Here is a 24,767-nt window from a genome sequence, read left to right on the forward strand (position 1 = left end):
CGTATAATGCCCGCCCTGTTTGTGATGTTTCTGAGAATTTCCTGATGGCGCTGTTAATCACCAAAAAATGCATCAATTGCGATATGTGCGAACCCGAATGCCCGAACCAGGCGATTTCGATGGGCGACAGCATTTATGAGATTAACAGCGACCGCTGCACCGAATGCATCGGCCACTATGAAACGCCGACCTGCCAGAAAGTGTGCCCCATCCCCAATACGATCTTAAAAGATCCGGCACACGTCGAGAACGACGAACAGCTCTGGGATAAGTTTGTCCTGCTGCACCACGCGGACAAAATTTAACTCTCGATAATTACCGTCGCACAGGCGTAGTGGCGTTCATCTGCAAGCGTAACGTGCATGTGCGCCACGCCCAGCTTTTCCGCCAGCTTAAGCGCTTCACCCCATAAACGCAGACGTGGCTTACCCAGCTCATCGTTAAACACTTCAAACTGGTTAAACGCCAGGCCGTTACGAATGCCTGTGCCAAACGCTTTCGCCGCCGCCTCTTTTACCGCGAAACGCTTTGCCAGAAAGCGCACCGGCTGTTGATGCGCTTCCCAGATAGCCCATTCGTTGTCGCTCAGCACGCGTTTTGCGAGGCGATCGCCGCTGCGGGCGATCACCGCTTCAATGCGGGCTATTTCAACGATATCGGTGCCTAAGCCCAGAATGGCCATTACTGACGCGCTTCCAGCATCAGGCGCTTCATCTCGGAAACCGCCTCTTTCAGGCCGCTCATCACCGCACGACCAATAATAGCGTGGCCGATGTTCAGCTCGTGCATTTCCGGCAGGGCTGCGATGGCTTTTACGTTGTGATAGGTCAGCCCGTGACCGGCGTTCACCTTCAGCCCCAGACTTGCGGCGTAGGTTGCCGCTTTGGCGATACGCTCCAGCTCTTTGGCCTGCTCGGCATCGTGTTTGGCATCGGCGTAGCAGCCGGTGTGGATTTCAATATACGGCGCGCCCACGCCAGCAGCCGCTTTAATCTGGGCGAAATCGGCGTCGATAAACAGGGAAACCAGGATACCGGCATCCGCCAGGCGTTTGCAGGCATCGCGCATTTTGTCGAGTTGCCCCGCCACATCCAGACCGCCTTCGGTCGTCACTTCCTGACGCTTTTCCGGCACCAGGCAGCAGAAATGCGGTTTGGTGTCGCAGGCAATCGTCAGCATCTCTTCGGTTACCGCCATCTCCAGGTTCATGCGGGTATCCAGCGTCTGGCGCAGGATGCGCACGTCACGATCGGTGATGTGGCGACGATCTTCACGCAGGTGAACGGTAATGCCGTCGGCGCCAGCCTGTTCAGCAATAAACGCCGCCTGAACCGGATCAGGGTAAGCAGTGCCGCGGGCATTACGCAGCGTGGCGATGTGGTCGATGTTGACGCCTAACAGTAATTCAGCCATGACAATCCTCGGTATTTTTGTTCATTTACCTTCTCCCTCTCCCTCCGGGAGAGGGCTGGGGGTGAGGGGTAAAACATTAGCGTTTCGGCATAAACTGCCTGAATAATTCGCGGCTCTTTAAGGGTTTGCCCCCAAGATACGGCTTGAGCGCGATTCGGGTAAAGCGTTTTGCCGCACGCAGGGTGTCGGCGTCCGGGAACTCGCGTTCATACAGTGCTCTGAGCTGGCGTCCGGTAAAGGTGCTGTTATCAACGACAACGCTGGCAATAAAGCCCTTTTCCTCACGATAGCGATAGGTCATGGTATCTTCTACCTCGTCTCCGCTCCCCGCACAGTGCAGAAAATCGACGCCGTAACCAAGGTGCCCGAGCAGCGCCAGTTCAAAACGACGCAGCGCAGGCTCAGGGGTGCCGGTAGCGCCAGCAAGTGACTGAATACAGTGCAGGTAATCAAAGAAAAGTTCAGAGAAGCGGGTCTCATGTTCAAGAACCCGTGAGATGAGTTCGTTCACATACAAGCCGCTGTAGAGCGTGATACCAGAAAGAGGAAGCGCCAGGGAGACAGCTTCAGCACTGCGCAGGGTTTTGACTTCCCCTCGCCCGCCAAAGCGGACCAGCAGTGGGGTGAAAGGCTGTAAAGCACCTTTGAGATTAGAACGTTTGGAACGTGCGCCTTTGGCGACAAGGCGCACGCGACCGGACTCTTCCGTGAAGACGTCCAGCATCAGGCTGGTTTCGCTCCAGGGACGACTATGCAGGACAAAGGCGCGCTGCCATCCATCCATATGCTCGTCGTCTTGGGTTACTGATCTTCGCCGTAACCGAGGCTGCGCAGCGCACGCTCATCATCGGCCCAGCCAGATTTCACTTTCACCCACAGTTCAAGGTGAACCGGCGCTTCGAACATATCCTGCATGTCCTTACGAGCTTCAATACCGATGGTTTTGATCTTGGCCCCTTTGTTGCCAATCACCATCTTCTTCTGCCCTTCACGCTCAACAAGGATCAGACCGTTAATATCGTAACCGCCGCGCTCGTTGGTCTGGAAACGCTCGATCTCCACCGTCACAGAGTACGGCAGTTCAGCGCCCAGGAAACGCATCAGCTTCTCACGGATGATTTCTGAGGCCATAAAACGCTGGGAGCGATCGGTGATGTAGTCTTCCGGGAAGTGGTGAATCGCTTCCGGCAGATGCTTGCGCACGATGCCCGCGATGGTATCAACGTTCAGGCCCGTTTCCGCAGACAGCGGGACGATGTCCAGGAAGTTCATCTGCCTGCCCAGCCATTGCAGATGCGGCAGCAGATCGGCCTTTTCCTGTACGTTGTCCACTTTATTGACCGCGAGGATCACCGGCGTTTTGCCGTCACGCAGCTTGTTCAGAACCATTTCGTCGTCCGGCGTCCAGCGGGTGCCTTCCACAACGAAGATCACCAGCTCTACGTCGCCAATGGAGCTGCTCGCCGCCTTGTTCATCAGGCGGTTGATGGCGCGCTTCTCTTCCATATGCAGGCCAGGGGTATCGACGTAGATCGCCTGATACGCGCCTTCAGTATGGATGCCGACGATGCGGTGACGCGTGGTCTGCGCCTTACGCGAGGTGATAGAAATTTTCTGCCCAAGCAGATTATTCAACAGGGTGGATTTGCCAACGTTCGGACGTCCGACGATGGCAATAAATCCGCAATACGTTTTTTCTTCGCTCATTCCAGCTCCAGCATTTTTAACGCCTGTTCGGCGGCAGCCTGTTCAGCCTTACGACGGCTTGAACCCGTGCCGACCACCGGTTCACTCAGGCCACTGACCTGGCAATGGATGGTAAATTCCTGATCGTGCGCTTCGCCACGCACCTGCACCACCAGATAGGATGGCAGCGGCAGATGACGACCCTGCAAATATTCTTGCAGACGCGTTTTCGGATCTTTTTGTTTATCGCCCGGGCTGATTTCGTCCAGGCGGGTCTGATACCAGTTCAGGATCAGCTTTTCTACGGTCTGGATATCGCTGTCCAGGAACACACCACCGATTAATGCCTCGACCGTATCGGCAAGGATGGATTCACGACGGAAACCACCGCTTTTCAGCTCACCCGGTCCGAGACGCAGACATTCACCCAGCTCAAACTCGCGCGCGATTTCAGCGAGGGTGTTGCCGCGCACCAGCGTGGCGCGCATGCGGCTCATATCACCTTCGTCTACACGCGGGAAACGATGATAAAGCGCATTCGCAATCACGAAACTTAAAATGGAGTCGCCCAAAAACTCGAGACGCTCATTATGTTTGCTGCTGGCACTGCGATGGGTTAATGCCTGTTGCAACAACTCCTGATGATGAAAAGTGTAGCCCAGCTTCCGTTGAAGCCGATTAATTACGATGGGGTTCATGCGATACCAATAAATGAATGCGTCAAAAATGCAGCACACGAAACCGACCTGAGAAAACCAACGCGGTTTCGTGTGCCGTGGCACCCTTGCAGGGCCAACCTTAAACTTCGGGGGAATATTCTATACACAACGACAGGGGATGTCGTTAGTTCAAAGAGATTTATCGCTGAAATAATTCACGTAGCGGCGAATAAAAGCCGCTACGTGTTATTTTTGACGAAAATTAATGAATTCCGCCAATACGATTCAGGCGAACGCCGGTTGGCCACTCGCCTTCCTGCTTCTCAAAACTCATCCAGATAGCGGTTGCTTTACCGACCAGATTCGCCTCCGGCACAAAGCCCCAGTAACGGCTGTCCGCAGAGTTATCGCGGTTGTCACCCATCATGAAGTAGTGTCCCGGCGGCACAATCCAGGTTGCCAGCTGTTGGCCTGGCTGCTGGTAGTACATTGCCAGCTGATCCTGCGCGATGGGCACGGTCAGAATGCGATGCGTGACATCACCCAGCGTCTCTTTGCGCTCAACCAGACGAATACCGTTCTCTTTGGTTTCGCCTTTAGGCACCTGGAAGAAGCCACTGGTCGCTTCACCGCCGTTACGACGGGCAAAGGTCTGCACAAAATCACTAGGCTCAACGTTGGAGTAGGTAACTGGCAGCGCATTTTCACATGCGGTACCAGAGCTACAGCCTGGCTGAATGGTCACCTCTTTCGCCACCGGATCGTAGGTCACTTTATCGCCCGGCAGACCGACCGCGCGTTTAATATAGTCCAGCCGCGGATCTTCCGGATATTTAAACACCACGATATCGCCACGTTTCGGATGACCCGTTTCGATCAGCGTTTTCTGGTAGATCGGATCTTTGATGCCATAGGCAAACTTCTCAACCAGAATAAAATCGCCGATCAGCAGCGTTGGCATCATCGATCCTGACGGGATCTGGAACGGTTCATAGATAAATGAACGCACCACCAGCACAATTGCCAGCACCGGGAATACCGATGCCCCTGTTTCCAGCCAGCCCGGTTTCGGGCCGACTTTTTTCAGGGTTTTCGCGTCCAGCGCATCGCCAGTGGCTGCCTGCGCGGCAGCCTGACGTTCACGGCGTTTTGGGGCGAAGATAAACTTATCCAGGCACCACAACAGACCTGTCACCAGGGTAGCGATGACCAGGATCAGGGCAAACATGTTCGCCATGCCAACTCCTTAAGGTTATTTACCGTTACCGTCTTTACCAACGTGAAGGATGGCAAGGAATGCTTCCTGCGGCAGTTCAACGTTACCGACCTGCTTCATACGCTTCTTACCTTCTTTCTGCTTCTGCAACAGCTTTTTCTTACGGCTGACGTCGCCGCCATAGCACTTCGCCAGAACGTTTTTACGCAGCTGCTTGACGGTTGAACGGGCAATGATGTGGTTGCCGATAGCCGCCTGAATCGCAATGTCAAACTGCTGACGCGGGATCAGATCTTTCATCTTCTCAACCAGCTCACGACCACGGTACGGCGCGTTATCGTTGTGAGTGATCAGCGCCAGCGCATCCACGCGTTCGCCGTTGATCAGCACGTCCACACGCACCATGTTCGAAGCCTGGAAGCGTTTGAAGTTGTAGTCCAGCGACGCATAGCCACGGGAGGTGGACTTCAGACGGTCGAAGAAGTCGAGCACCACTTCCGCCATCGGAATTTCATAGGTCAGCGCCACCTGATTACCGTGGTAAACCATGTTGGTCTGCACGCCACGCTTCTCAATACACAGAGTGATCACGTTGCCGAGGAACTCCTGCGGCAGCAGCATGTGACACTCTGCGATAGGCTCACGCAGTTCCTGAATATTATTCAGCGGCGGAAGCTTGGACGGGCTATCGACGTAGATCACCTCTTTCGACGTGGTTTCGACTTCGTAGACAACCGTCGGGGCGGTGGTGATCAGATCAAGATCGTATTCACGCTCCAGACGTTCCTGAATGATCTCCATGTGCAGCAGACCGAGGAAGCCACAGCGGAAGCCGAAGCCCAGCGCCGTTGAGCTTTCTGGCTCGTAGAACAGGGAGGCATCGTTCAGGCTCAGCTTGCCGAGCGCGTCGCGGAAGTTCTCGTAGTCATCAGAGCTAACCGGGAACAGGCCCGCATATACCTGCGGTTTCACCTTTTTGAAGCCTGGCAGCGCTTTATCTGCCGGGTTACGTGCGCCGGTCAGGGTATCGCCCACTGGCGCGCCGAGGATGTCTTTAATTGCACAGACCAGCCAGCCCACTTCGCCGCATTTCAGTTCGGTACGGTCAACCTGTTTTGGCGTGAAGATGCCCAGACGATCGGCGTTGTAGACCTGTCCGGTGCTCATGACCTTGATTTTGTCGCCTTTACGCATGGTGCCGTTTTTAATACGCACCAGCGAGACAACGCCCAAGTAGTTATCAAACCAGGAGTCGATGATCAGCGCCTGTAGCGGCGCATCCGGGTCGCCTTCCGGCGGCGGAATGTCACGCACCAGACGTTCCAGTACATCCGGAACGCCTACGCCGGTTTTCGCCGAACAGCGCACGGCATCAGTCGCATCAATACCGACGATGTCTTCAATCTCTTCCGCTACGCGTTCAGGATCGGCGGCTGGCAGGTCGATTTTATTCAGAACCGGCACCACTTCGAGATCCATTTCCATGGCGGTGTAGCAGTTTGCCAGCGTCTGGGCCTCTACGCCCTGCCCGGCATCCACCACCAGCAGCGCGCCTTCACAGGCCGCCAGTGAGCGTGACACTTCATAAGAGAAGTCAACGTGCCCTGGGGTGTCGATAAAGTTCAGTTGATAGGTTTCACCATCGGAAGCTTTATAGTCGAGCGTCACGCTCTGCGCTTTGATGGTAATACCGCGTTCGCGTTCCAGGTCCATGGAGTCCAGAACCTGGGCTGCCATTTCACGATCAGACAGGCCACCGCAAATCTGGATAATACGGTCAGACAGCGTCGACTTACCGTGGTCAATGTGAGCAATGATCGAAAAGTTACGTATGTTCTTCATATAGTTAAATAATTATGCCTTACGAATTCCTGGAGGCCGCTGTTCTTAGCCTGACGTTTTTCAGTGCGAAAACGCAGCATTCTACACTACATCCTCGTCCGCTGGAAATGCACTTAGAGCCAGGTATAGCGCGCAGAGACGAGGTTTTCTTTATCGGGGTGTAAATAATAATAAAGCCCGGCGATCACCGGGCCTCAGAAGAGAGCGTCTCAACACGAAGCTGGTCGGGTGCCAGCGCAACGCTGAGGATGACAGGCTGCCAGGCTTCCCGGGCGGCAAGCCTTGGGGAAACGCCTTTAGCAAGCCAAAATCCGCCCACGCCGCCCAAAGCGGCCCCGCACATGGCGGCCAAATCGGTGCCGAACAGCATCTGGAAAACCCCGCCCATTACGAACAGGCCTGCCAGCGGAGAAAGGTAAACCAGCATGGCGGAAGTGAGCAGGCTGCCTTCAGCGATGCCCAGCTCCACTTTTTGCCCAGCCACCAGCGGTTGGTCGCTCGGCACAGCAATAGTGTGCGACGTCTGCGGCCCCAGCTTATTCAACACGCGGCTGCCGCAACCGGCTCGCGAAGCGCAACTGCTGCATGAGGCTTTCACATCACAGCTGACAAGCGCTACGCCATCCTGCCAGGATACGACCGTGGCCCACTCTTTGATCATTGTGCAGCCCTGAATTTAATGCTGTCTGAAATACGTTTTGCCGTTGGCGGCGGTAATTCACCGACAATGGTAATTTCCGCATTATCGCGCACCGTCGTGCTGACCGTCCGGCGACCAGTACGGAGCATCTGTTCGGAACTGTTCGCCGTAGCACGGTTGATATTCACCGAGAAGCTAAACAGACCATCGGAATAAAGTCGCGATTCAACCGGTGTTTCAATGGTCGGCAGCTGGCGACGGCTGCTGGAAACTTCGCTAAACCCTTGTGGGATCCAGGAAGGTACCCAGTTGAAATTGACAGAATCGCCAGCAGGTACGGAAAGCAAAGGCGGCAGGCTGGCTTTGGCCAGATTCTGCATGCTGTTGCCAACCTGACTGTTCACATCGAAGGAGATCACGCGGAACTGTTCCAGCGTTTCACCGTCGCGATCGAGCAGATCAACCCGCATTGGCAGCTTCGTCTCGGCGTCGATCCAGACGATATAGCTGTAACGTGTGCCATCCCGCGCGACAACGCGGATCACTTCGCACAGCCTGTCGGCAATACGCGTTCGCCCCACCGAGATAAAATCATAGTAGGGGGCAAGACGTTTAAAATCGGTATAAATGAGCGACGGCAGGGAATCAACGATGTAGTCGCCATTGAGCGTAAATGGCTCAAGGCCTGGCTCGAAATAGCTGATTTCATTCCCACGCTGGACCACTTCCCGACGCGGGCCATCCATCTGCAAAAGCTGGGCGAGCGGCTGATTATCAAGGCGGGCGTGGCGATAGCGCAACGATTCGACACCCTGCTTATTGATGCTGATAAATGCCAACTCGTAATTGAGTGACTGGCTGGCCAGATTCATTTGCTGCAACAACGCCCCGGATGAAACATCAGCCGAGGCGTTAGCAGAGAAGAACAGGCTACCCGCCATCAAGGACATGGCGAACCAAAGTTGCTTCATTACTGCGATTGCGTTCCTAAAGTTTGGTTTCCTGGCACCTGCACAGCAGCCTGCTGGGTTTGGGCCTGCTCAAACTGAAGCTGCTCGGAGTGCAGACGACGCTGCAACTCGTAATCCTGCAACATCGCATTAATGCGACGACGCTGCTCCTGTACCTGCTGTTGCTGTCCGCCGCTTGCGGAGGCATCTGCCGGTACGCCCAGGCTAACCGGGCTGGCTTTACCCATCATCGGCAGCGTATTGAACACTGGCGCTTCAGGCTGCTGATTGGCTTCAGACTGAGTATTATAGTGCTGGACCCCAACGATAACTGCAAGCGATACGCACGCAGCGACCCCCATCTGGGTGAGCTGGCTGGCCCATGGACGCACCTTGTGCCAGAACGGCATTTTCTGCCACTGGTGAGGTGCAGGCTGCGCTTCAGGAATCAGCGGCGTGGTCTGATGAACAGGTTCGTTCTCAATGGCCGCCATAACGCGTGCTGAGATATCGAAATGGAGAACCTCACTGGTATCACCGCGCAGAGTGTCGCGGATAAGATGATAGCTCTCCCAGGTCTGTTGCATTTCGGGAGAATGAGACAACTCATTGAGCAGCTCATTATCCAGCGTTTCACCATCCATTAAAGCGGAAAGTTTTTCTTTCTGCATGCCTAATACCTTTTCCAGTATCCCGCTATCGTCAACGCCTGATAAGCGGTTGAACTTTATTATCAATGGCTTCTCGCGCACGGAAAATTCGTGAACGAACCGTGCCGACCGGACAATCCATGATGGCAGCTATCTCTTCATAGCTTAGGCCATCCAGCTCCCGTAACGTAATTGCCATGCGTAAATCTTCCGGAAGCGACTCGATCGTGCGAAAAACGATTTGTCTCAGTTCTTCTGACAACATTAAGTTCTCAGGGTTCGAAATTTCTTTCAGCGCACCGCCACTTTCGAAGTTTTCTGCGTCGATAGCGTCAACATCACTTGAAGGCGGACGACGACCCTGAGCAACCAAATAATTCTTAGCCGTATTGACTGCAATGCGATACAGCCAGGTATAAAAAGCACTATCCCCCCGGAATGAATCCAGCGCGCGATAGGCCTTAATAAAAGACTCTTGTACCACATCAGGCACATCGCCTGACGGTACATAGCGGGAAACCAGACTCGCTACCTTATGCTGGTAGCGCACCACCAGTAGGTTAAAAGCTTTCTGATCTCCCTTCTGGACCCGTTCAACCAGGACCTGGTCCGTTAACTGCTCGCTCATCCGAGGTAATGTCTCCCCAAACCAAATTCCACGCGTTATCGAAACGCCACTCTAACAACATTGCACTTTGAGCAAGCACCGAATTAGAGTGTCTGTTCTTCAATAAGTTCCGTAACGCCTTTGTTTTTGATCATCGCGCCGCAGACTGTTCATTTTCTCTCATTATAAGTCTGTTCACGATACGCACCCGCTTTCTGACAAGAATCATCAACTTTATCGTCAGAAGAGTAACGCAACACAGGCTTTATTTCACCACAAAATCTGAAGCTAACGATCTGCTTCGCAAAATATTTCCGGCCGTTTAGCGCAGATTTCACTTCCGACCTTTCGTTTAGTCATTGCAACACGCATCAAAAAAAACGTGCGATATCTCGCATCACAATGCTATTCTCCCTGCACCATGTTTAGTAAATTAAACAAACATCATGAACACGACGCCTGAACTTCATTGTGATGTACTGATCATCGGTAGCGGTGCTGCCGGACTTTCCCTCGCGCTGCGCCTGGCGGAACATCAGAACGTAATCGTGCTGAGTAAAGGGCCGATGAGCGAAGGTTCCACTTTCTATGCACAAGGCGGGATTGCCGCCGTGTTTGATGAAACGGACAGCATTGCCTCGCACGTCGAAGACACCCTGATTGCCGGTGCCGGGATCGTGGATGAGCATGCCGCAGAGTTTGTCGCCAGCAATGCCCGTCACTGCGTGCAATGGCTTATCGACCAGGGCGTGCTGTTTGATACGCAGGTTCAGCCTAATGGTGAAGAGAGCTATCATCTGACCCGTGAAGGCGGCCACAGCCACCGCCGTATTCTGCACGCTGCTGATGCAACCGGAAAAGCGGTTGAAACCACGCTGGTCAGCAAAGCCCTCAGCCATCCCAATATCCGGGTGCTGGAGCGCAGCAACGCCGTCGACCTGATTATTTCCGATAAGATTGGCCTGCCTGGTACGCGCCGCGTTGTCGGTGCATGGGTATGGAATCGTAATAAAGAAAAAGTGGAAACCTGCCAGGCAAAAGCCGTAGTGCTGGCGACCGGTGGCGCTTCCAAGGTTTACCAGTATACGACTAACCCGGATATCGCCTCCGGAGACGGTATCGCCATGGCCTGGCGCGCAGGCTGCCGCGTGGCGAATCTGGAGTTTAATCAGTTCCATCCTACCGCCCTGTTCCACCCGCAGGCGCGTAACTTCCTGCTGACGGAAGCGTTGCGCGGCGAAGGCGCGTATCTGAAGCGCCCGGACGGTTCCAGGTTTATGCCGGACTTCGACCCGAGAGGTGAGCTGGCACCGCGGGATATCGTGGCCCGCGCCATTGACCATGAGATGAAGCGGCTTGGCGTGGACTGTATGTATCTGGACATCAGCCACAAACCGGCAGATTTTATTCGCCAGCACTTCCCGATGATTTACGAAAAGCTGCTGGGCCTGGGTATCGATTTAACCCGCGATCCGGTGCCAATTGTGCCTGCCGCCCACTATACCTGTGGCGGGGTAATGGTTGACGATCATGGTCGTACCGACGTAGATGGCTTGTATGCGATCGGCGAGGTCAGTTACACCGGCCTGCATGGGGCGAATCGCATGGCATCAAACTCGCTGCTGGAGTGTCTGGTGTACGGGTGGTCGGCTGCGGAAGATATTACCAAACGCATGCCCTATGCACGTCCGACAACACACCTGCCAGCCTGGGATGAAAGCCGGGTAGAGAACCCGGACGAACTGGTGGTTATCCAGCATAACTGGCACGAGCTGCGGCTTTTCATGTGGGATTATGTCGGCATTGTACGCACAACGAAGCGTCTGGAGCGCGCGTTACGCCGCATCATGATGTTGCAGCAGGAAATTGATGAATATTACGCCAACTTCCGTGTTTCCAATAATCTGCTGGAGCTGCGTAACCTTGTGCAGGTAGCCGAGCTGATTGTGCGCTGTGCGATGATGCGCAAGGAGAGTCGAGGGCTGCATTATACGCTGGACTATCCCGACACGCTGGAGGTTTCCGGCCCGTCGGTGTTGTCCCCGCAGGCTCACATAAACAGATAAAAGGCCTGGGTCAGAGCAGTGTAATCTTCGGAATAACGCTGGTCTGGCCCACGAATGACCATCCTGTCGATAAAGCACTCCCCCTCTTTCGGCGAGAGCGCCAGCAACACGCGGTGCGGTAAGCGCCCTTCCGTATCCGAAATATCGGTACGAAGACGCAAATTCCAGCCGATCTCCCTTGCAATCGAAATGAAGGTATTGCCTGTGCTTTCAGGCAATACCACGCAGAAAAATCCCTCTTCCGAGATGAGCTCCGCCGCACTGCTCAGTAGCGCCTTGTGATCGAGCGAGCCGGTGTAGCGTGCCTGCTCGCGTTCCGGCGTTCCACATTCCACGCCTGGCGCATAATACGGCGGATTGCTGACAATCAAATCGTAACGCGCGGTCTGCTCCGGCGCCCAGGTCAGCACATCGGCACATTCCACCCTGATGCGTTCTGCCCACGGAGAGTCGGCAGCGTTTTCACTTGCCTGCCGGGCCGCCTGAGGATCAAGCTCAACGGCGTCGATCGTGACGTGTTCTTCTGTACGCTGCGCCAGCATCAGCGCCTGAAGCCCGCTGCCCGTACCAATATCCAGAATGCGTTTGACACCTGCGACAGGCGCCCATGCACCCAGTAAAATACCGTCTGTACCGACTTTCATCGCACAACGATCGTGCGCCACAAAAAACTGTTTAAACGTAAAACCATCGCGGCGCAACTGCGCTTTGAGTTGAGACATGTCAGGGCAACCTTCTGAGTGAAACTGGAGTAGCATAGGGGAAAGCGAAGTGGTCGAAAAGCGATATCCATACAAACAGATGAAGATTACAGCCGTAACGTCTATAATCAGCGCCCCACACAGAGGTAGAACATGACTGTAACGACTTTTTCCGAACTTGAACTCGATGAAAGCCTGCTCAATGCCCTTGAGAGCAAAGGCTTTACACGCCCGACCGCCATTCAGGCCGCGGCCATTCCGCCTGCGCTTGAGGGCCGCGATGTGCTCGGTTCTGCGCCAACCGGCACGGGGAAGACAGCAGCCTACTTGCTGCCTGTGTTGCAGCATTTGCTCGATTTTCCGCGTAAAAAATCAGGCCCGCCGCGCATTTTGATCCTGACCCCGACCCGTGAACTGGCGATGCAGGTTGCCGAACACGCGCGTGAGCTGGCAGCGAACACCCATCTGGATATCGCGACCATCACCGGCGGCGTAGCGTATATGAACCACGCCGAAGTGTTCAGCGAAAACCAGGATATCGTTGTCGCGACGACAGGCCGTCTGCTGCAATACATAAAAGAAGAGAATTTCGACTGCCGCGCGGTGGAGACGCTGATTCTCGATGAAGCTGACCGCATGCTGGACATGGGCTTTGCCCAGGATATCGAGCACATCGCGGGCGAAACGCGCTGGCGTAACCAGACTATGCTGTTCTCGGCAACCCTTGAAGGGGATGCCATCAAAGATTTCGCCGAACGTCTGCTGGAAGATCCGGTGGAAGTGTCCGCTACGCCATCGACGCGTGAGCGGAAGAAGATCCACCAGTGGTACTACCGCGCAGATAACCTTGAGCATAAGGTTGAGTTGCTGAAACATCTGCTGAAGCAGGAAGAGGCAACCCGTACCATCGTCTTCGTTCGCAAACGTGAGCGCGTGCATGAGCTGGCTGAAATGCTGCGCAACGCTGGCATCAACAACTGCTATCTCGAAGGTGAAATGGCGCAGGTTAAGCGTACCGAAGGGATTAAGCGCCTGACCGATGGTCGCGTGAATGTGCTGGTTGCCACCGACGTTGCCGCACGCGGAATCGATATCCCGGACGTGAGCCACGTGATCAACTTTGATATGCCGCGCAGCGGAGATACTTACCTGCACCGTATTGGTCGTACCGGCCGTGCGGGCCGCAAGGGTATTGCTATCTCTCTGGTAGAAGCGCACGATCATCTGCTGCTTCAGAAAATTGGCCGCTACGTTGATGAGCCGCTTAAAGCTCGCGTGATTGACGGGCTTCGTCCGACCACACGTGCGCCGAGTGAAAAAATGACGGGTAAACCGTCCAAGAAAGCGCTCGCGAAACGTGCTGAGAGAAAAGAGAAAGAAAAAGAGAAGCCGCGCGTTAAGCAGCGCCACCGCGATACCAAGAATATTGGTAAGCGCCGTAAGCCAAGCTCTGCTGCGCCAGAGACGAAAACCGAAGAGTAAAAAAAGCCGGGAATCTCCCGGCTTTTTTATTCCACCCCCGTGGCTGAAACCTTACAGGCTTTCAGTAAAGGTACGCGCAATAACGTCGCGCTGCTGTTCCGGGGTCAGAGAGTTGAAACGCACCGCATAGCCAGACACACGGATGGTCAGCTGTGGGTATTTTTCCGGGTGCTCAACGGCATCCATCAGCGTTTCACGACGCAGGACGTTAACGTTCAGGTGCTGACCACCTTCCACGCGCACTTCCGGCTGCACTTCCATTGGAATTTCACGGTATTCAATTTCGCCCAGTTTGTTAACCGGAACGATTTCGTCTTCCGCAAAACCTGCTTTCGCTACTACACAGCGCGCTTCGTTTTTCTCGCTGTCCAGCAGCCAGAAAGAGTTCAGCAGATCGTCATTTGCCGCTTTAGTAATCTGGATACCTGTAATCATGTGTTGCCTCCCTTAGGCTACATTAACTGATGCTGGCCTTGTGCGGCCAATTGGTAAAACCATTGTTTGTTGTGTGTATATATAACATTCAGACCCGGGTCATTTATTGATTTAAATCAACAAAATCACTAACCACACAAAGAGTGTGGTCTGCATTTTTTGTTTCAGATCAATTCCAGAGACTTACCAATTCGGCTTAACGGGTGTAGTTTCCAACGCAAATTGAGATACTTAGCCTGCTTTTCCGCGGGTAATTTTGCTCATTGGGGTTTAGCAGGTAAGCTAGACACAGATTGAAATTCGCAGGAGAGCGAGATGACAACACATTTAACCTGGCATGACGTGCTGGCAGAAGAGAAGCAGCAGCCCTATTTTATTAATACCCTCAGCACCGTTGCAGCTGAACGGCAGGCCGGGCAGACAATTTATCCGCCGCAGAAAGATGTGTTTAACGCCTTTCGCTACACCGAACTGAGCGATGTTAAGGTGGTTATTCTGGGGCAGGATCCGTACCACGGCCCCGGGCAGGCTCACGGACTGGCTTTCTCCGTGCGTCCGGGCGTTGCCATCCCCCCTTCTCTGCTGAATATGTATAAAGAGCTTGAAGGAACGATACCCGGTTTTACCCGCCCTCATCACGGCTATCTCGAAAGCTGGGCGCGTCAGGGTGTGCTGTTGCTGAATACCGTATTAACTGTCCGGGCGGGACAGGCGCACTCTCACGCCAGCCTGGGATGGGAAACCTTTACCGATAAGGTCATCAGCCTGATCAATGAGCATCGTGAAGGGGTCGTGTTTTTACTCTGGGGTTCGCATGCACAAAAAAAAGGGGCGATTATTGACCGTCAACGCCATCATGTGTTGAAAGCGCCACACCCGTCGCCGCTGTCTGCGCATCGCGGTTTCTTTGGCTGTAACCATTTTGTTCTGACGAATGAGTGGCTGGAAAAACGCGGCGAAAAACCGATTGACTGGATGCCTGTGTTACCGGCAGAGAGCGAGTAGGTTTGAATGTGCCGGGTCAGACCCGGCACATAAAAGTCTTATGCTTTGTTCTGACGCCACCACTCGGCCAGCAGCACACCGGTCGCAACGGATACGTTCAGGCTTTCAACGTTGCCAGTGCCGTCGATAGAGACGCTCAGATCCGCGCTGGAGAGCGCCGCATCAGACAGACCATCACGCTCCTGACCTAACACCAGCACCATTTTGCGTGGCAGCGTCGCTTTAAACAGCGGCGTCGCGGCACGGCTTGAAGTGGTGACAATGGTGTAGCCCGCTTTACGGAACTGCTCGAGGGCATCCAGCACGCTGTCGCCGGTGATCGGCTGAACATGCTCAGCACCACCTTCAGCAGTACGAATTGCCGCACCGGACTCCAGCAGCGCGGCATCCTGCAACAGCACGCCTTTCACGCCAAAGTGCGCACAGCTACGCATCATAGCACCCAGATTATGCGGGTTACCCACATCTTCCAGCGCCAGCACGCAGTCATCGGCATCCGCCTGGCTGACCCACTGCTGCACGGTGGTGCCGTTACGTTTTTTGATCAGGAAGCAGACGCCACCGTGGTGTTCAGTCCCGGACGCTTTTGTCAGCTCGGCATCATCAACCACATGGTAGGCTTTGCGGTTCGCTGCCATCCAGCGCAGCGCTTCTTTAAAGCGCGGGGTCACGCTCTGGATAAACCATGCGCGAACGATACACTCCGGGCGGCTCTGGAACAGGGCCTGACAGGCATTCTCGCCGTATACACGGGTCTCTTCGGCACGCTGACGACGCAGCACTTCCGGATCGATAAAGCTTTTCCCGCTGATACCGCCGTGATCGGCTTTTTCAGCCGCCTCTTCACCCGGCGCACGAGATACGGTACGCCATGGCGATCCACCGTCGCGGACAACATCATCGCGTTTGCGATCGTCACGCTTACGGTCATCACGTTTGCGGTCATCGCCGCGGTTATTTCTGTCATCGCGGGCGGGGCGACGGCCACCGTCTGCACGAGAAGACGCCGGACGCCCGCCACCTTTTCCGGTACGCGGATTTTGGGTGCGTTTATCAGAGTCATCATCACTGCGGACATACATCACTTTGACCTTGCCGCTTTTGTTTTTCATTTCGTCGTTCATGCTTTTCTCCACCAGCGCTGCGCGAAGCGCGCAGATTACCCGATGTGCAAGCTCATAGCCATAATTTCGTACAAAAGCCTGTGACTATTGTTCCCATTGAATAAAACGCGTTGTCCTTTGATACAGGCTCACTGATAATGTGTAACATATCAGAAACATTATCGGCGCTCTGCCGTTGTTCCCCGGCTCTATCAGAGGTTAGTTATGAATACCGTATGTGCCAACTGTCAGGCTTTAAACCGCATTCCGGACGATCGGATGGATGATGGTGCGAAATGCGGGCGTTGTGGCCATGAATTATTTGATGGCGATGTCATTAACGCGACGGGTGCTACGCTGGACAAACTCCTCAAGGACGATCTGCCTGTTGTGGTCGATTTCTGGGCACCGTGGTGTGGCCCTTGCCGTAACTTTGCGCCCGTCTTCGAGGACGTGGCTGAAGAGCGCAGCGGGAAAATGCGTTTTGTTAAAGTGAATACCGAAGCGGAACGTGAACTCAGCGCCCGTTTTCGTATTCGCAGCATTCCAACCATTATGATTTTCAAAAATGGTGAAGTGATCGACATGCTCAACGGCGCAGTTCCGAAAGCGCCTTTCGACAGCTGGTTAAACGAATCCCTGTAACATTCACGGGGCACATCTTGTGCCCCGTTCTCTCCTCTGCGAAAATGGGGTTTTTCCTGCCTTTCGCCCATGACTGATAACGCTGTACTTCAATTACGCGCCGAGCGTCTTGCGCGCGCCACCCGCCCTTTTCTGGCCCGAGGCAATCGTATTCGCCGCTGCCAGCGCTGTCTTTTACCGCTAAAAGTGTGCCTGTGTGAAACGCTTGCACCGAGCGAGGCGAAAAGCCGCTTTTGTCTGGTCATGTTCGATACCGAACCGATGAAGCCCAGCAACACGGGGCGTCTGATCGCCGATATTCTGCCAGACACCGCAGCGTTTCAGTGGTCGCGCACTGAACCTCCTCAGGCTCTGCTCGACCTGGTGGCAAACCCGGACTATCAGCCCATGGTCGTATTCCCGGCATCCTATGCAGGCGAACAGCGTCAGGTGCTTACGGTGCCGCCATCCGGTAAGCCGCCGCTGTTTATTATGCTCGACGGCACCTGGACCGAAGCGAGAAAGATGTTTCGCAAAAGTCCGTATCTCGATGCGCTGCCGGTGATTTCCGTCGATCTGTCGCGCGTTTCGGCTTATCGCTTACGTGAAGCGCATGCTGACGGTCAATATTGCACCGCTGAAGTCGCCATTGCGCTACTGGATCTGGCGGGCGATACCCAGGCGGCTGGCGCGCTGGGTTCCCACTTCTCGTGCTTTCGCGAACGTTATCTGGCGGGAAAAACCGTTCATAAGGGGAGTGTCACAGCAACAGAGTCAGAAAGCGTTTAAAATCATCAGTTCGCTTGCATTCACAGGAGGCCTGCATGAGCCAGAGAGGGTTAGAAGCGCTACTCCGTCCGAAATCCATTGCCGTTATTGGCGCCTCGATGAAACCGGACCGCGCAGGGTATCTGATGATGCGTAACCTGCTGGCTGGCGGGTTTAACGGCCCGGTAATGCCCGTTACGCCCGCTTATAAGGCGGTACAGGGGGTGCTGGCGTGGCCGGATGTGCAACATTTACCGTTTGTTCCCGACCTCGCCGTGCTCTGTACGCATGCGAAACGAAACCTCGAGCTGCTTGAGTCCCTCGGCCAGAAAGGCTGTAAAACCTGCATTATTCTTTCCTCGCCTCCTGAACAGCAGCCTGAACTGCTGGCCTGCGCCAGCCGCTACCAGATGCGCATTCTTGGTCCGAACAGCCTCGGCCTGCTTGCGCCCTGGCAAGGGCTGAATGCCAGTTTTTCCCCGGTTCCGATCCGCAAAGGCAAACTGGCCTTTATTTCACAGTCGGCTGCGGTATCCAATACCATCCTCGACTGGGCGCAACAGCGTGAGATGGGTTTTTCCTATTTCATCGCCCTGGGCGACAGCCTGGACATTGAGGTCGATGAGCTGCTGGATTTCCTGGCGCGTGACAGCAAAACCAGCGCTATCCTGCTCTACCTTGAACACCTGAGCGACGCCCGTCGTTTTGTGTCGGCGTCGCGTAGCGCATCGCGTAATAAACCGATTCTGGTCATCAAAAGCGGGCGCAGCCCCGCGGCTCAGCGCCTGCTGCATTCCCGTTCCGGGATGGATCCCGCATGGGATGCAGCGATCCAGCGCGCCGGTTTACTGCGGGTACAGGACACACACGAGCTTTTTTCTGCCGTCGAAACGTTAAGCCACATGCGCCCCCTGCGCGGTGAAAAGCTGATGATTGTCAGCAACGGTGCCGCTCCCGCCGCCCTGGCGCTGGACGAACTCTGGCTACGCAACGGCAAGCTGGCAACGCTGGGTGAAGAGACGCTCAAGCGCCTGCGGGACGCGTTACCGGGAAGCGTTGTTCCCGATAATCCCCTCGATTTACGCGATGATGCCAGCAGCGATCGTTACATTAAGGCGATCACGATTTTACTGGATAGCCAGGACTTTGATGCGCTGATGATTATCCATTCGCCCAGCGCGGTTGCGCCAGGCAGCGAAAGTGCGCGGGCGTTGATTGAGGCTGTCCGAAACCATCCGCGCGGCAAATACGTCACCTTGTTGACCAACTGGTGCGGCGAGTTCTCCTCGCAGGAGGCACGGCGTCTGTTTAGTGAAGCCGGGTTGCCAACCTACCGTACCCCGGAGGGCACGATTACCGCCTTTATGCATATGGTGGAATACCGCCGTAACCAGAAGCAGCTGCGTGAAACGCCTGCCCTGCCGGGCAATCTCACCGCAAATTCAGTGGACGTGCACAGGCTTTTGCAGCAGGCCATCGAAGAGGGCGCCACTTCTCTTGATACACATGAGGTACAACCCATTCTTGGCAGCTATGGGATGCAAACCCTGCCCACCTGGATTGCCGGCGACAGCGCGGAAGCGGTACATATCGCTGAGCAGATTGGCTACCCGGTCGCGCTGAAACTGCGCTCTCCCGATATTCCGCACAAATCGGATGTTCAGGGCGTCATGCTGTATCTGCGCACCGCGACAGAAGTGCAACAGGCCGCAGATGCCATTATCGATCGCGTTAAAATGACGTGGCCACAGGCCCGGATCCACGGTCTGCTGGTGCAGAGCATGGCTAACCGTGCGGGCGCGCAGGAGCTGCGCGTAGTTGTCGAACATGATCCGGTTTTTGGTCCGCTAATTATGCTGGGTGAAGGCGGCGTTGAATGGCGGCCAGAAGAACAGGCGGTTGTCGCGCTTCCCCCTCTAAACATGAACCTGGCGCGTTATTTGATTATTCAGGCCATCAAAAGTAAAAAAATTCGCGGGAGAAGCGCTCTGAGGCCGCTTGATATCGCCGGGTTAAGCCAGTTCCTGGTGAAGGTCTCCAACCTCATCGTTGACTGCGCGGAGATCCAGCGCCTGGATATCCACCCCCTCCTTGCCTCCGGAAATGAATTTACCGCGCTGGACGTGACGCTGGATATTGCGCCCTTTGTCGGTGACCGGGAAAGCCGTCTCGCCATTCGTCCTTATCCTCTTCATCTGGAAGAGTGGGTGGAGATGAAAAATGGGGAGCGGGCGCTGTTTCGCCCTATCCTGCCGGAAGACGAGCCGCTGCTGCGGGCGTTCATCTCGCAGGTGACGAAGGAAGATTTGTACTATCGCTATTTCAGCGAAATCAATGAATTTACCCACGACGATTTAGCCAATATGACCCAGATCGACTACGATCGAGAAATGGCGATTGTGGCGGTTCGCCGTGCCGGAGAGGGCGAGGAGATCCTCGGCGTGACGCGTGCCATTTCCGACCCGGATAACGTGGATGCGGAGTTTGCCGTACTGGTGCGTTCCGATCTTAAGGGTTTGGGGTTGGGCAGACGGCTGCTCGAAAAACTCATTGGTTATACGCGGGATCACGGATTGTCACGCCTGAATGGCATTACTATGCCAAACAATCGGGGTATGGTGACCCTGGCGCGGAAGCTCGGTTTTGACGTAGATATCCAGCTGGATGAAGGCATTGTCTCCCTGTCCCTCAGCCTGACATCAACGGAGAAACAAGAGTAAGCTGCTGGAAATGTTACCCACTTTTCCCGGCACTGGGGTATCATTGTCCGCTTATGTTGTTTGCCTGGTACAGACAACCCTTCAATGAACAGAGAAGAAACGCACTGTGATGTTGTCAAAATTTAAGCGTAACAAACATCAACAACACCTTGCTCAACTACCGAAGATTTCTCAGTCAGTTGATGATGTAGAGTTCTTTTATGCTCCCGCTCATTTCCGGGAGACGCTTCTGGAAAAGATTGCCAGCGCGACGCGACGTATTTGCATCGTGGCGCTCTATCTTGAACAAGATGAAGGTGGGCGTGCGATCCTGAACGCGCTCTATGAAGCGAAACGTCAGCGTCCGGAACTGGATGTTCGCGTGCTGGTTGACTGGCACCGTGCTCAGCGTGGCCGTATTGGTGCGGCGGCCTCGAATACCAATGCTGACTGGTATTGCCGCACGGCCCAGGAAAATCCGGGTATTGATATTCCGGTTTATGGCGTACCTGTGAATACCCGTGAAGCGCTTGGCGTTCTTCATTTTAAAGGATTTATCATTGATGACAGCGTCCTTTATAGCGGCGCCAGCCTGAATGATGTTTATCTCCATCAGCTCGATAAATACCGTTACGATCGCTACCATCTGATCCGTAATCCGCAGATGGCCGACATCATGTTCAACTGGGTTGATAAAAACCTGGTACATGGCCGGGGTGTGCACCGTCTTGACGATCCTCATCGCCCGAAAAGCCCGGAAATTAAAAACGACGTTCGCTCCTTCCGTCAGGAACTGCGCGATGCGGTTTATCGTTTTCAGGGTGATGCCAACAATGAAGAGTTGTCCGTTACGCCTCTGGTAGGTCTGGGTAAATCGAGCCTCCTGAACAAGACAATCTTCCATTTGATGCCGTGCGCAGAGCATAAGCTCACCATCTGCACCCCATATTTTAACCTTCCCGCCGTCCTGGTGCGTAATATCATTCAGCTGCTGCGTGATGGTAAAAAGGTGGAAATCATTGTCGGAGATAAAACGGCAAACGACTTTTTCATTCCGGAAGATCAGCCTTTCAAGATCATCGGCGCACTGCCTTATCTCTATGAGATTAACCTGCGTCGCTTCCTGAGCCGTTTACAGTACTATGTGAACACTGACCAGCTGGTGGTGCGTCTCTGGAAAGATGAAGACAACAGCTATCACCTCAAAGGGATGTGGGTGGATGATGAGTGGATGCTGCTGACCGGTAATAACCTGAACCCACGCGCCTGGCGCCTGGATTTAGAAAACGCCATTCTTATTCACGATCCTCAGCATGCATTAGCTGCGAAACGCGATCGTGAACTGGAGCTGATACGCACCCATACTACCGTGGTTCGTCATTATCGCGATCTGCAAAGCATCGCTGACTATCCGGTGAAAGTCCGCAAGCTGATTCGCCGTCTACGCCGGATCCGTATCGATCGCCTCATCAGCCGCATTCTGTAATACACGGCCCTGTCATTGACGGGGCTTTTTTATGGAGTCTGTTAATGCGTACGCCTTTCCTGGTAATCCCTCTTTTCCTGACCGGTTGCAGCCATATGGCAAATGATAGCTGGTCCGGTCAGGATAAAGCTCAACACTTTCTCGCGTCTGCAATGTTGTCCGCTGCGGGTAATGAATATGCGCTGCATCAGGGATATAGCCGGGATCGAAGTGCCACAATCGGCCTGATGTTCTCCCTCAGCCTGGGAGCATCAAAAGAACTTTGGGATAGCCGCCCCTCAGGAAGCGGCTGGAGCTGGAAAGATTTTGCCTGGGACGTAGCCGGAGCAACAACCGGCTACGCTGTCTGGCAGATGGCGCATTATTAAAGACGAATACCTTTTCCTTTGCGATGCAGCATCAGCGAGACAATAAACGCCAGCGCTCCCATAACGGTGACATACCAGAAGAAGGTCGTTTCACTGCCCCATGACTTAAGCGATAGCGCGACATACTCTGCCGAACCACCGAACAGGGCGTTAGCGACCGCATAAGAGAGACCTACGCCCAGCGCCCTCACCTGTGCGGGAAACATTTCCGCTTTCAAAATGCCACTGATTGCCGTGTAAAAACTGATAATAATGAGCGCCACCATGATCAAAGCAAAAGCGGCATACGGAGAGGTTGTATGCTGTAGCGCGGTCAAAAGCGGAACGGTACCCAGGGTGAGCATGCCGCCAAAGATCAGCATGGAAGTGCGGCGACCTATTTTGTCCGACAGTGCGCCGACGATCGGCTGGATGAGCATAAAGACCAGTAACGCCACCGTCATGACGACACTCGCAACGTTAGCATGCATGCCCGTGGTATTGACCAGGTATTTTTGCATATAGGTGGTGAAGGTATAGAAGCTTAGTGAGCCTGCGGCGGTAAAGCCTAATACCATCAAAAATGCTTTGCGGTTTCGCCACAGTCCTTTCATCGAACCGGCTTCTTTCAACGCCCTGACCTCCTGTTGGGAGGTTTCATCAAGCTGACGGCGTAACCACAGCGCCACAACCGCCAGGGCTGCCCCCATGGCAAACGGGATGCGCCAGCCCCAGGCGCGTAAATCTTCATCGCTAAGGATCTGTTGAAGTATCACCACAACCAGTAACGCCAGCAGTTGCCCACCAATGAGCGTCACATACTGGAATGATGCATAGAAACCTTTGCGCCCTTCAACAGCCACTTCGCTCATGTATGTCGCACTGGTGCCGTATTCGCCGCCTACTGACAGCCCCTGGAAAAGACGTGCCAGCAGCAACAACGCGGGTGCCCATGTTCCGATAGTGTCATATCCGGGCAGGCAGGCAATCACCAGCGAGCCGACGCACATCATGCAAACGGAGATGAGCATGGATGTCTTACGCCCTTTCCTGTCCGCAATCCTGCCGAACAGCCATCCGCCAATGGGACGCATCAGGAACCCGGCGGCAAAAACGCCTGCGGTTTGCAGAAGCTGAGTTGTGGTGTTCCCTGACGGGAAAAAGATATGCGCAAAGTAGAGCGAACAGAATGAATAGACGTAAAAATCAAACCACTCTACAAGGTTCCCCGATGAAGCCCCAACGATTGCCCAAACCCGACGGCGAGTATCCTTGCCTGCTAAACTGGTATTATCCGTATCTGCACTGGCTACGGTTTCTGTCATTTTAAAATCCCCTGTCTCACATTGCGGGCCATTGCCCACAACCAGTAAAACCGGATTTAAAACGAATCGTTAGGTAAATAAAATGTTTCCAAGATGTTTCATTAAATTTTGTGAACTCGATCAGGTATCAAATTATTAGCGGACGTAGTAATTATCCCCACGCTTGCTGGTGCGCCTTTTTTCGCTGCAAATAATCTTCATCAGCACGAATTTTATCCCACCACGTTTTGAATACCGCAGCGGCTTCTGCTTTCACTGGATCGTGATCGAGGGGTTTGACCTGGCGCTTCTCATCATACTTTTTTCCGCCTTTATGATTGGCGTATCGCCGGGCACGAGTGTATCCCATCTGTATGAATTTACGCGCCATATCCATACCTACAAAATCGTTATTCCTGCGGTACTCTTCAAAGAGGGCGTAGATCTCTTCTGCCGAACGCGCTGCGACTTCAGCATTTTTATAACGCCAGTGCGGCAGGATTTCGCTTTTATAAGGCTCGACCATCAATACGCCCTGCTCACCCCGGCCAACCTGGTACCGTTCGGGATGTTCGCGAAAATTTATATTGGCAAAATCTTGTTGATAATCAAAAGGACGAGTCAAAGCGGCACCATTGTTAAAATTGTTTTAACAATTGTAGGCCGGATAAGGGGAAGCCGCTATCCGGCATGTTTTGCGCGCACAAAGCAAAAAACCCCGCACCTTTCGGTACGGGGTTCTTCTAATTAATGCCTGGCAGTTCCCTACTCTCACATGGGGAGACCCCACACTACCATCGGCGCTACGGCGTTTCACTTCTGAGTTCGGCATGGGGTCAGGTGGGACCACCGCGCTAAAGCCGCCAGGCAAATTCCTGTGCTCTGTCCTGTGTCTTTCGCACTGATACTGCGTTGGCTGCTCTCGTAAAGTCAGTCATATACCTCAGTATGCTCCTTCCTTTCCTTCGTTTGCCGCCTTGTCTCAGCGCAAAATCCTTCGGACTCTGAATCTAAGCTGAAAATCTTGTCTCTTCGCCAAAACATCTTCGGCGTTGTAAGGTTAAGCCTCACGGTTCATTAGTAT

The 24,767-nt window shown here is 54.2% G+C and carries 25 protein-coding genes and 1 rRNA gene; 9 read left to right on the forward strand and 17 right to left on the reverse strand.

Annotation, left to right across the window (positions count from 1 at the left end):
• Nucleotides 1–44: 44 nt before the first annotated feature.
• Nucleotides 45–305: a YfhL family 4Fe-4S dicluster ferredoxin gene (locus ACOTX7_RS01565; RefSeq protein WP_006811561.1), complete on the forward strand. Its 261-nt coding sequence runs from the start codon at nucleotides 45–47 to the stop codon at nucleotides 303–305.
• Here ACOTX7_RS01565 and acpS read toward each other — a convergent pair.
• The 11 genes from acpS to rpoE all read right to left on the reverse strand — a co-directional run bounded on the left by acpS (nucleotide 302) and on the right by rpoE (nucleotide 9,684).
• The gene (acpS, locus tag ACOTX7_RS01570; protein WP_000986021.1) at nucleotides 302–682 is read right to left on the reverse strand and encodes a holo-ACP synthase; all 381 of its coding nucleotides are present in this window, start codon (nucleotides 680–682) and stop codon (nucleotides 302–304) included. The two genes, ACOTX7_RS01565 and acpS, sit on opposite strands and share 4 nt — an antisense overlap.
• Nucleotides 682–1,413: a pyridoxine 5'-phosphate synthase gene (pdxJ, locus tag ACOTX7_RS01575; protein WP_221256344.1), complete on the reverse strand. Its 732-nt coding sequence runs from the start codon at nucleotides 1,411–1,413 to the stop codon at nucleotides 682–684. Before pdxJ ends, acpS begins: the two co-directional genes overlap by 1 nt.
• Before the next feature lie 76 nt (nucleotides 1,414–1,489).
• Nucleotides 1,490–2,197: a DNA repair protein RecO gene (gene recO / locus ACOTX7_RS01580; RefSeq protein WP_006811563.1), complete on the reverse strand. Its 708-nt coding sequence runs from the start codon at nucleotides 2,195–2,197 to the stop codon at nucleotides 1,490–1,492.
• 17 nt (nucleotides 2,198–2,214) lie between these two features.
• The gene (gene era, locus ACOTX7_RS01585) at nucleotides 2,215–3,120 is read right to left on the reverse strand and encodes a GTPase Era (protein ID WP_221256345.1); all 906 of its coding nucleotides are present in this window, start codon (nucleotides 3,118–3,120) and stop codon (nucleotides 2,215–2,217) included.
• Entirely contained in the window at nucleotides 3,117–3,797 is a 681-nt protein-coding gene (gene rnc / locus ACOTX7_RS01590; RefSeq protein ID WP_003860711.1) for a ribonuclease III, read from the reverse strand. Before rnc ends, era begins: the two co-directional genes overlap by 4 nt.
• Nucleotides 3,798–4,020: 223 nt before the next feature.
• Nucleotides 4,021–4,995, reverse strand: a complete 975-nt coding sequence (gene lepB, locus ACOTX7_RS01595) for a signal peptidase I (RefSeq protein ID WP_003860712.1) — start codon at nucleotides 4,993–4,995, stop codon at nucleotides 4,021–4,023.
• Between the two features lie 15 nt (nucleotides 4,996–5,010).
• On the reverse strand, nucleotides 5,011–6,816 hold the full coding sequence (gene lepA / locus ACOTX7_RS01600; protein ID WP_003860714.1) for a translation elongation factor 4: 1,806 nt from the start codon (nucleotides 6,814–6,816) through the stop codon (nucleotides 5,011–5,013).
• Between the two features lie 184 nt (nucleotides 6,817–7,000).
• Complete coding sequence (gene rseC / locus ACOTX7_RS01605; RefSeq protein ID WP_006811609.1) at nucleotides 7,001–7,477, reverse strand: SoxR-reducing system protein RseC; 477 nt, start codon at nucleotides 7,475–7,477, stop codon at nucleotides 7,001–7,003.
• Complete coding sequence (gene rseB, locus ACOTX7_RS01610) at nucleotides 7,474–8,427, reverse strand: sigma-E factor regulatory protein RseB (RefSeq protein WP_003860717.1); 954 nt, start codon at nucleotides 8,425–8,427, stop codon at nucleotides 7,474–7,476. Before rseB ends, rseC begins: the two co-directional genes overlap by 4 nt.
• Nucleotides 8,427–9,077 (reverse strand): anti-sigma-E factor RseA, encoded by a 651-nt coding sequence (rseA, locus tag ACOTX7_RS01615; RefSeq protein ID WP_006811610.1) that lies wholly within the window; start codon nucleotides 9,075–9,077, stop codon nucleotides 8,427–8,429. The genes rseB and rseA overlap by 1 nt, the downstream gene beginning before the upstream one ends.
• 31 nt (nucleotides 9,078–9,108) lie before the next feature.
• Nucleotides 9,109–9,684, reverse strand: coding sequence for an RNA polymerase sigma factor RpoE (rpoE, locus tag ACOTX7_RS01620; protein WP_006176728.1), 576 nt, complete (start codon nucleotides 9,682–9,684; stop codon nucleotides 9,109–9,111).
• A 425-nt stretch (nucleotides 9,685–10,109) separates the two neighbouring features.
• Between rpoE and nadB the strand changes: the two genes are divergently transcribed.
• Nucleotides 10,110–11,729, forward strand: coding sequence for an L-aspartate oxidase (gene nadB / locus ACOTX7_RS01625; protein WP_047353705.1), 1,620 nt, complete (start codon nucleotides 10,110–10,112; stop codon nucleotides 11,727–11,729).
• On the opposite strand, the gene trmN is transcribed toward nadB, so the two are convergent.
• Nucleotides 11,714–12,451 (reverse strand): tRNA(1)(Val) (adenine(37)-N(6))-methyltransferase TrmN, encoded by a 738-nt coding sequence (trmN, locus tag ACOTX7_RS01630; RefSeq protein ID WP_221256347.1) that lies wholly within the window; start codon nucleotides 12,449–12,451, stop codon nucleotides 11,714–11,716. The two genes, nadB and trmN, sit on opposite strands and share 16 nt — an antisense overlap.
• Nucleotides 12,452–12,583: 132 nt before the next feature.
• Here trmN and srmB point away from each other — a divergent pair, with 132 nt between their 5' ends.
• The gene (gene srmB / locus ACOTX7_RS01635) at nucleotides 12,584–13,912 is read left to right on the forward strand and encodes an ATP-dependent RNA helicase SrmB (protein ID WP_006811614.1); all 1,329 of its coding nucleotides are present in this window, start codon (nucleotides 12,584–12,586) and stop codon (nucleotides 13,910–13,912) included.
• A gap of 51 nt (nucleotides 13,913–13,963) precedes the next feature.
• On the opposite strand, the gene grcA is transcribed toward srmB, so the two are convergent.
• The gene (grcA, locus tag ACOTX7_RS01640; RefSeq protein WP_006176733.1) at nucleotides 13,964–14,347 is read right to left on the reverse strand and encodes an autonomous glycyl radical cofactor GrcA; all 384 of its coding nucleotides are present in this window, start codon (nucleotides 14,345–14,347) and stop codon (nucleotides 13,964–13,966) included.
• Between the two features lie 315 nt (nucleotides 14,348–14,662).
• On the opposite strand from grcA, the gene ung reads away from it, so the two are divergent.
• Nucleotides 14,663–15,352 (forward strand): uracil-DNA glycosylase, encoded by a 690-nt coding sequence (gene ung, locus ACOTX7_RS01645; protein WP_221256348.1) that lies wholly within the window; start codon nucleotides 14,663–14,665, stop codon nucleotides 15,350–15,352.
• Nucleotides 15,353–15,390: 38 nt separating this feature from the next.
• Here ung and ACOTX7_RS01650 read toward each other — a convergent pair whose 3' ends face one another.
• Nucleotides 15,391–16,476, reverse strand: a complete 1,086-nt coding sequence (locus tag ACOTX7_RS01650; protein ID WP_006811616.1) for a tRNA/rRNA methyltransferase — start codon at nucleotides 16,474–16,476, stop codon at nucleotides 15,391–15,393.
• Between the two features lie 204 nt (nucleotides 16,477–16,680).
• On the opposite strand from ACOTX7_RS01650, the gene trxC reads away from it, so the two are divergent.
• The 5 genes from trxC to ACOTX7_RS01675 all read left to right on the forward strand — a co-directional run bounded on the left by trxC (nucleotide 16,681) and on the right by ACOTX7_RS01675 (nucleotide 22,400).
• On the forward strand, nucleotides 16,681–17,100 hold the full coding sequence (gene trxC, locus ACOTX7_RS01655) for a thioredoxin TrxC (RefSeq protein ID WP_006811617.1): 420 nt from the start codon (nucleotides 16,681–16,683) through the stop codon (nucleotides 17,098–17,100).
• Between the two features lie 69 nt (nucleotides 17,101–17,169).
• The gene (gene tapT, locus ACOTX7_RS01660) at nucleotides 17,170–17,868 is read left to right on the forward strand and encodes a tRNA-uridine aminocarboxypropyltransferase (protein WP_047353708.1); all 699 of its coding nucleotides are present in this window, start codon (nucleotides 17,170–17,172) and stop codon (nucleotides 17,866–17,868) included.
• A gap of 35 nt (nucleotides 17,869–17,903) precedes the next feature.
• On the forward strand, nucleotides 17,904–20,567 hold the full coding sequence (locus ACOTX7_RS01665; RefSeq protein WP_221256349.1) for a bifunctional acetate--CoA ligase family protein/GNAT family N-acetyltransferase: 2,664 nt from the start codon (nucleotides 17,904–17,906) through the stop codon (nucleotides 20,565–20,567).
• A 109-nt stretch (nucleotides 20,568–20,676) separates the two neighbouring features.
• Nucleotides 20,677–22,032 (forward strand): CDP-diacylglycerol--serine O-phosphatidyltransferase, encoded by a 1,356-nt coding sequence (gene pssA / locus ACOTX7_RS01670; protein ID WP_006811620.1) that lies wholly within the window; start codon nucleotides 20,677–20,679, stop codon nucleotides 22,030–22,032.
• 44 nt (nucleotides 22,033–22,076) lie between these two features.
• Complete coding sequence (locus ACOTX7_RS01675; protein ID WP_047353710.1) at nucleotides 22,077–22,400, forward strand: YfiM family lipoprotein; 324 nt, start codon at nucleotides 22,077–22,079, stop codon at nucleotides 22,398–22,400.
• Here ACOTX7_RS01675 and ACOTX7_RS01680 read toward each other — a convergent pair.
• The 3 genes from ACOTX7_RS01680 to rrf all read right to left on the reverse strand — a co-directional run bounded on the left by ACOTX7_RS01680 (nucleotide 22,397) and on the right by rrf (nucleotide 24,551).
• On the reverse strand, nucleotides 22,397–23,704 hold the full coding sequence (locus ACOTX7_RS01680; protein WP_006811622.1) for an MFS transporter: 1,308 nt from the start codon (nucleotides 23,702–23,704) through the stop codon (nucleotides 22,397–22,399). The genes ACOTX7_RS01675 and ACOTX7_RS01680 overlap by 4 nt on opposite strands.
• 151 nt (nucleotides 23,705–23,855) lie before the next feature.
• Nucleotides 23,856–24,308 carry a DUF4385 domain-containing protein gene (locus tag ACOTX7_RS01685; RefSeq protein ID WP_006811623.1) on the reverse strand — a complete coding sequence of 151 codons (453 nt, stop codon included), beginning with the start codon at nucleotides 24,306–24,308 and terminating at the stop codon, nucleotides 23,856–23,858.
• A 127-nt stretch (nucleotides 24,309–24,435) separates the two neighbouring features.
• Nucleotides 24,436–24,551, reverse strand: a 5S ribosomal RNA gene (rrf, locus tag ACOTX7_RS01690).
• Nucleotides 24,552–24,767 lie beyond the last annotated feature (216 nt).

It is taken from the genome of Enterobacter cloacae complex sp. IR5418, from assembly GCF_049238105.1.
GTDB classification, from domain to species: Bacteria; Pseudomonadota; Gammaproteobacteria; order Enterobacterales; family Enterobacteriaceae; genus Enterobacter; species Enterobacter hormaechei.

What these genes read in the sequence shown, in the direction of transcription:
- ACOTX7_RS01565 (WP_006811561.1), top strand. Translation starts at nt 45, where the DNA reads ATGGCGCTGTTAATCACCAAAAAATGCATCAATTGCGATATGTGCGAA.
- acpS (WP_000986021.1), bottom strand. Translation starts at nt 682, where the DNA reads ATGGCCATTCTGGGCTTAGGCACCGATATCGTTGAAATAGCCCGCATT.
- pdxJ (WP_221256344.1), bottom strand. Translation starts at nt 1,413, where the DNA reads ATGGCTGAATTACTGTTAGGCGTCAACATCGACCACATCGCCACGCTG.
- recO (WP_006811563.1), bottom strand. Translation starts at nt 2,197, where the DNA reads ATGGATGGATGGCAGCGCGCCTTTGTCCTGCATAGTCGTCCCTGGAGC.
- era (WP_221256345.1), bottom strand. Translation starts at nt 3,120, where the DNA reads ATGAGCGAAGAAAAAACGTATTGCGGATTTATTGCCATCGTCGGACGT.
- rnc (WP_003860711.1), bottom strand. Translation starts at nt 3,797, where the DNA reads ATGAACCCCATCGTAATTAATCGGCTTCAACGGAAGCTGGGCTACACT.
- lepB (WP_003860712.1), bottom strand. Translation starts at nt 4,995, where the DNA reads ATGGCGAACATGTTTGCCCTGATCCTGGTCATCGCTACCCTGGTGACA.
- lepA (WP_003860714.1), bottom strand. Translation starts at nt 6,816, where the DNA reads ATGAAGAACATACGTAACTTTTCGATCATTGCTCACATTGACCACGGT.
- rseC (WP_006811609.1), bottom strand. Translation starts at nt 7,477, where the DNA reads ATGATCAAAGAGTGGGCCACGGTCGTATCCTGGCAGGATGGCGTAGCG.
- rseB (WP_003860717.1), bottom strand. Translation starts at nt 8,427, where the DNA reads ATGAAGCAACTTTGGTTCGCCATGTCCTTGATGGCGGGTAGCCTGTTC.
- rseA (WP_006811610.1), bottom strand. Translation starts at nt 9,077, where the DNA reads ATGCAGAAAGAAAAACTTTCCGCTTTAATGGATGGTGAAACGCTGGAT.
- rpoE (WP_006176728.1), bottom strand. Translation starts at nt 9,684, where the DNA reads ATGAGCGAGCAGTTAACGGACCAGGTCCTGGTTGAACGGGTCCAGAAG.
- nadB (WP_047353705.1), top strand. Translation starts at nt 10,110, where the DNA reads ATGAACACGACGCCTGAACTTCATTGTGATGTACTGATCATCGGTAGC.
- trmN (WP_221256347.1), bottom strand. Translation starts at nt 12,451, where the DNA reads ATGTCTCAACTCAAAGCGCAGTTGCGCCGCGATGGTTTTACGTTTAAA.
- srmB (WP_006811614.1), top strand. Translation starts at nt 12,584, where the DNA reads ATGACTGTAACGACTTTTTCCGAACTTGAACTCGATGAAAGCCTGCTC.
- grcA (WP_006176733.1), bottom strand. Translation starts at nt 14,347, where the DNA reads ATGATTACAGGTATCCAGATTACTAAAGCGGCAAATGACGATCTGCTG.
- ung (WP_221256348.1), top strand. Translation starts at nt 14,663, where the DNA reads ATGACAACACATTTAACCTGGCATGACGTGCTGGCAGAAGAGAAGCAG.
- ACOTX7_RS01650 (WP_006811616.1), bottom strand. Translation starts at nt 16,476, where the DNA reads ATGAACGACGAAATGAAAAACAAAAGCGGCAAGGTCAAAGTGATGTAT.
- trxC (WP_006811617.1), top strand. Translation starts at nt 16,681, where the DNA reads ATGAATACCGTATGTGCCAACTGTCAGGCTTTAAACCGCATTCCGGAC.
- tapT (WP_047353708.1), top strand. Translation starts at nt 17,170, where the DNA reads ATGACTGATAACGCTGTACTTCAATTACGCGCCGAGCGTCTTGCGCGC.
- ACOTX7_RS01665 (WP_221256349.1), top strand. Translation starts at nt 17,904, where the DNA reads ATGAGCCAGAGAGGGTTAGAAGCGCTACTCCGTCCGAAATCCATTGCC.
- pssA (WP_006811620.1), top strand. Translation starts at nt 20,677, where the DNA reads ATGTTGTCAAAATTTAAGCGTAACAAACATCAACAACACCTTGCTCAA.
- ACOTX7_RS01675 (WP_047353710.1), top strand. Translation starts at nt 22,077, where the DNA reads ATGCGTACGCCTTTCCTGGTAATCCCTCTTTTCCTGACCGGTTGCAGC.
- ACOTX7_RS01680 (WP_006811622.1), bottom strand. Translation starts at nt 23,704, where the DNA reads ATGACAGAAACCGTAGCCAGTGCAGATACGGATAATACCAGTTTAGCA.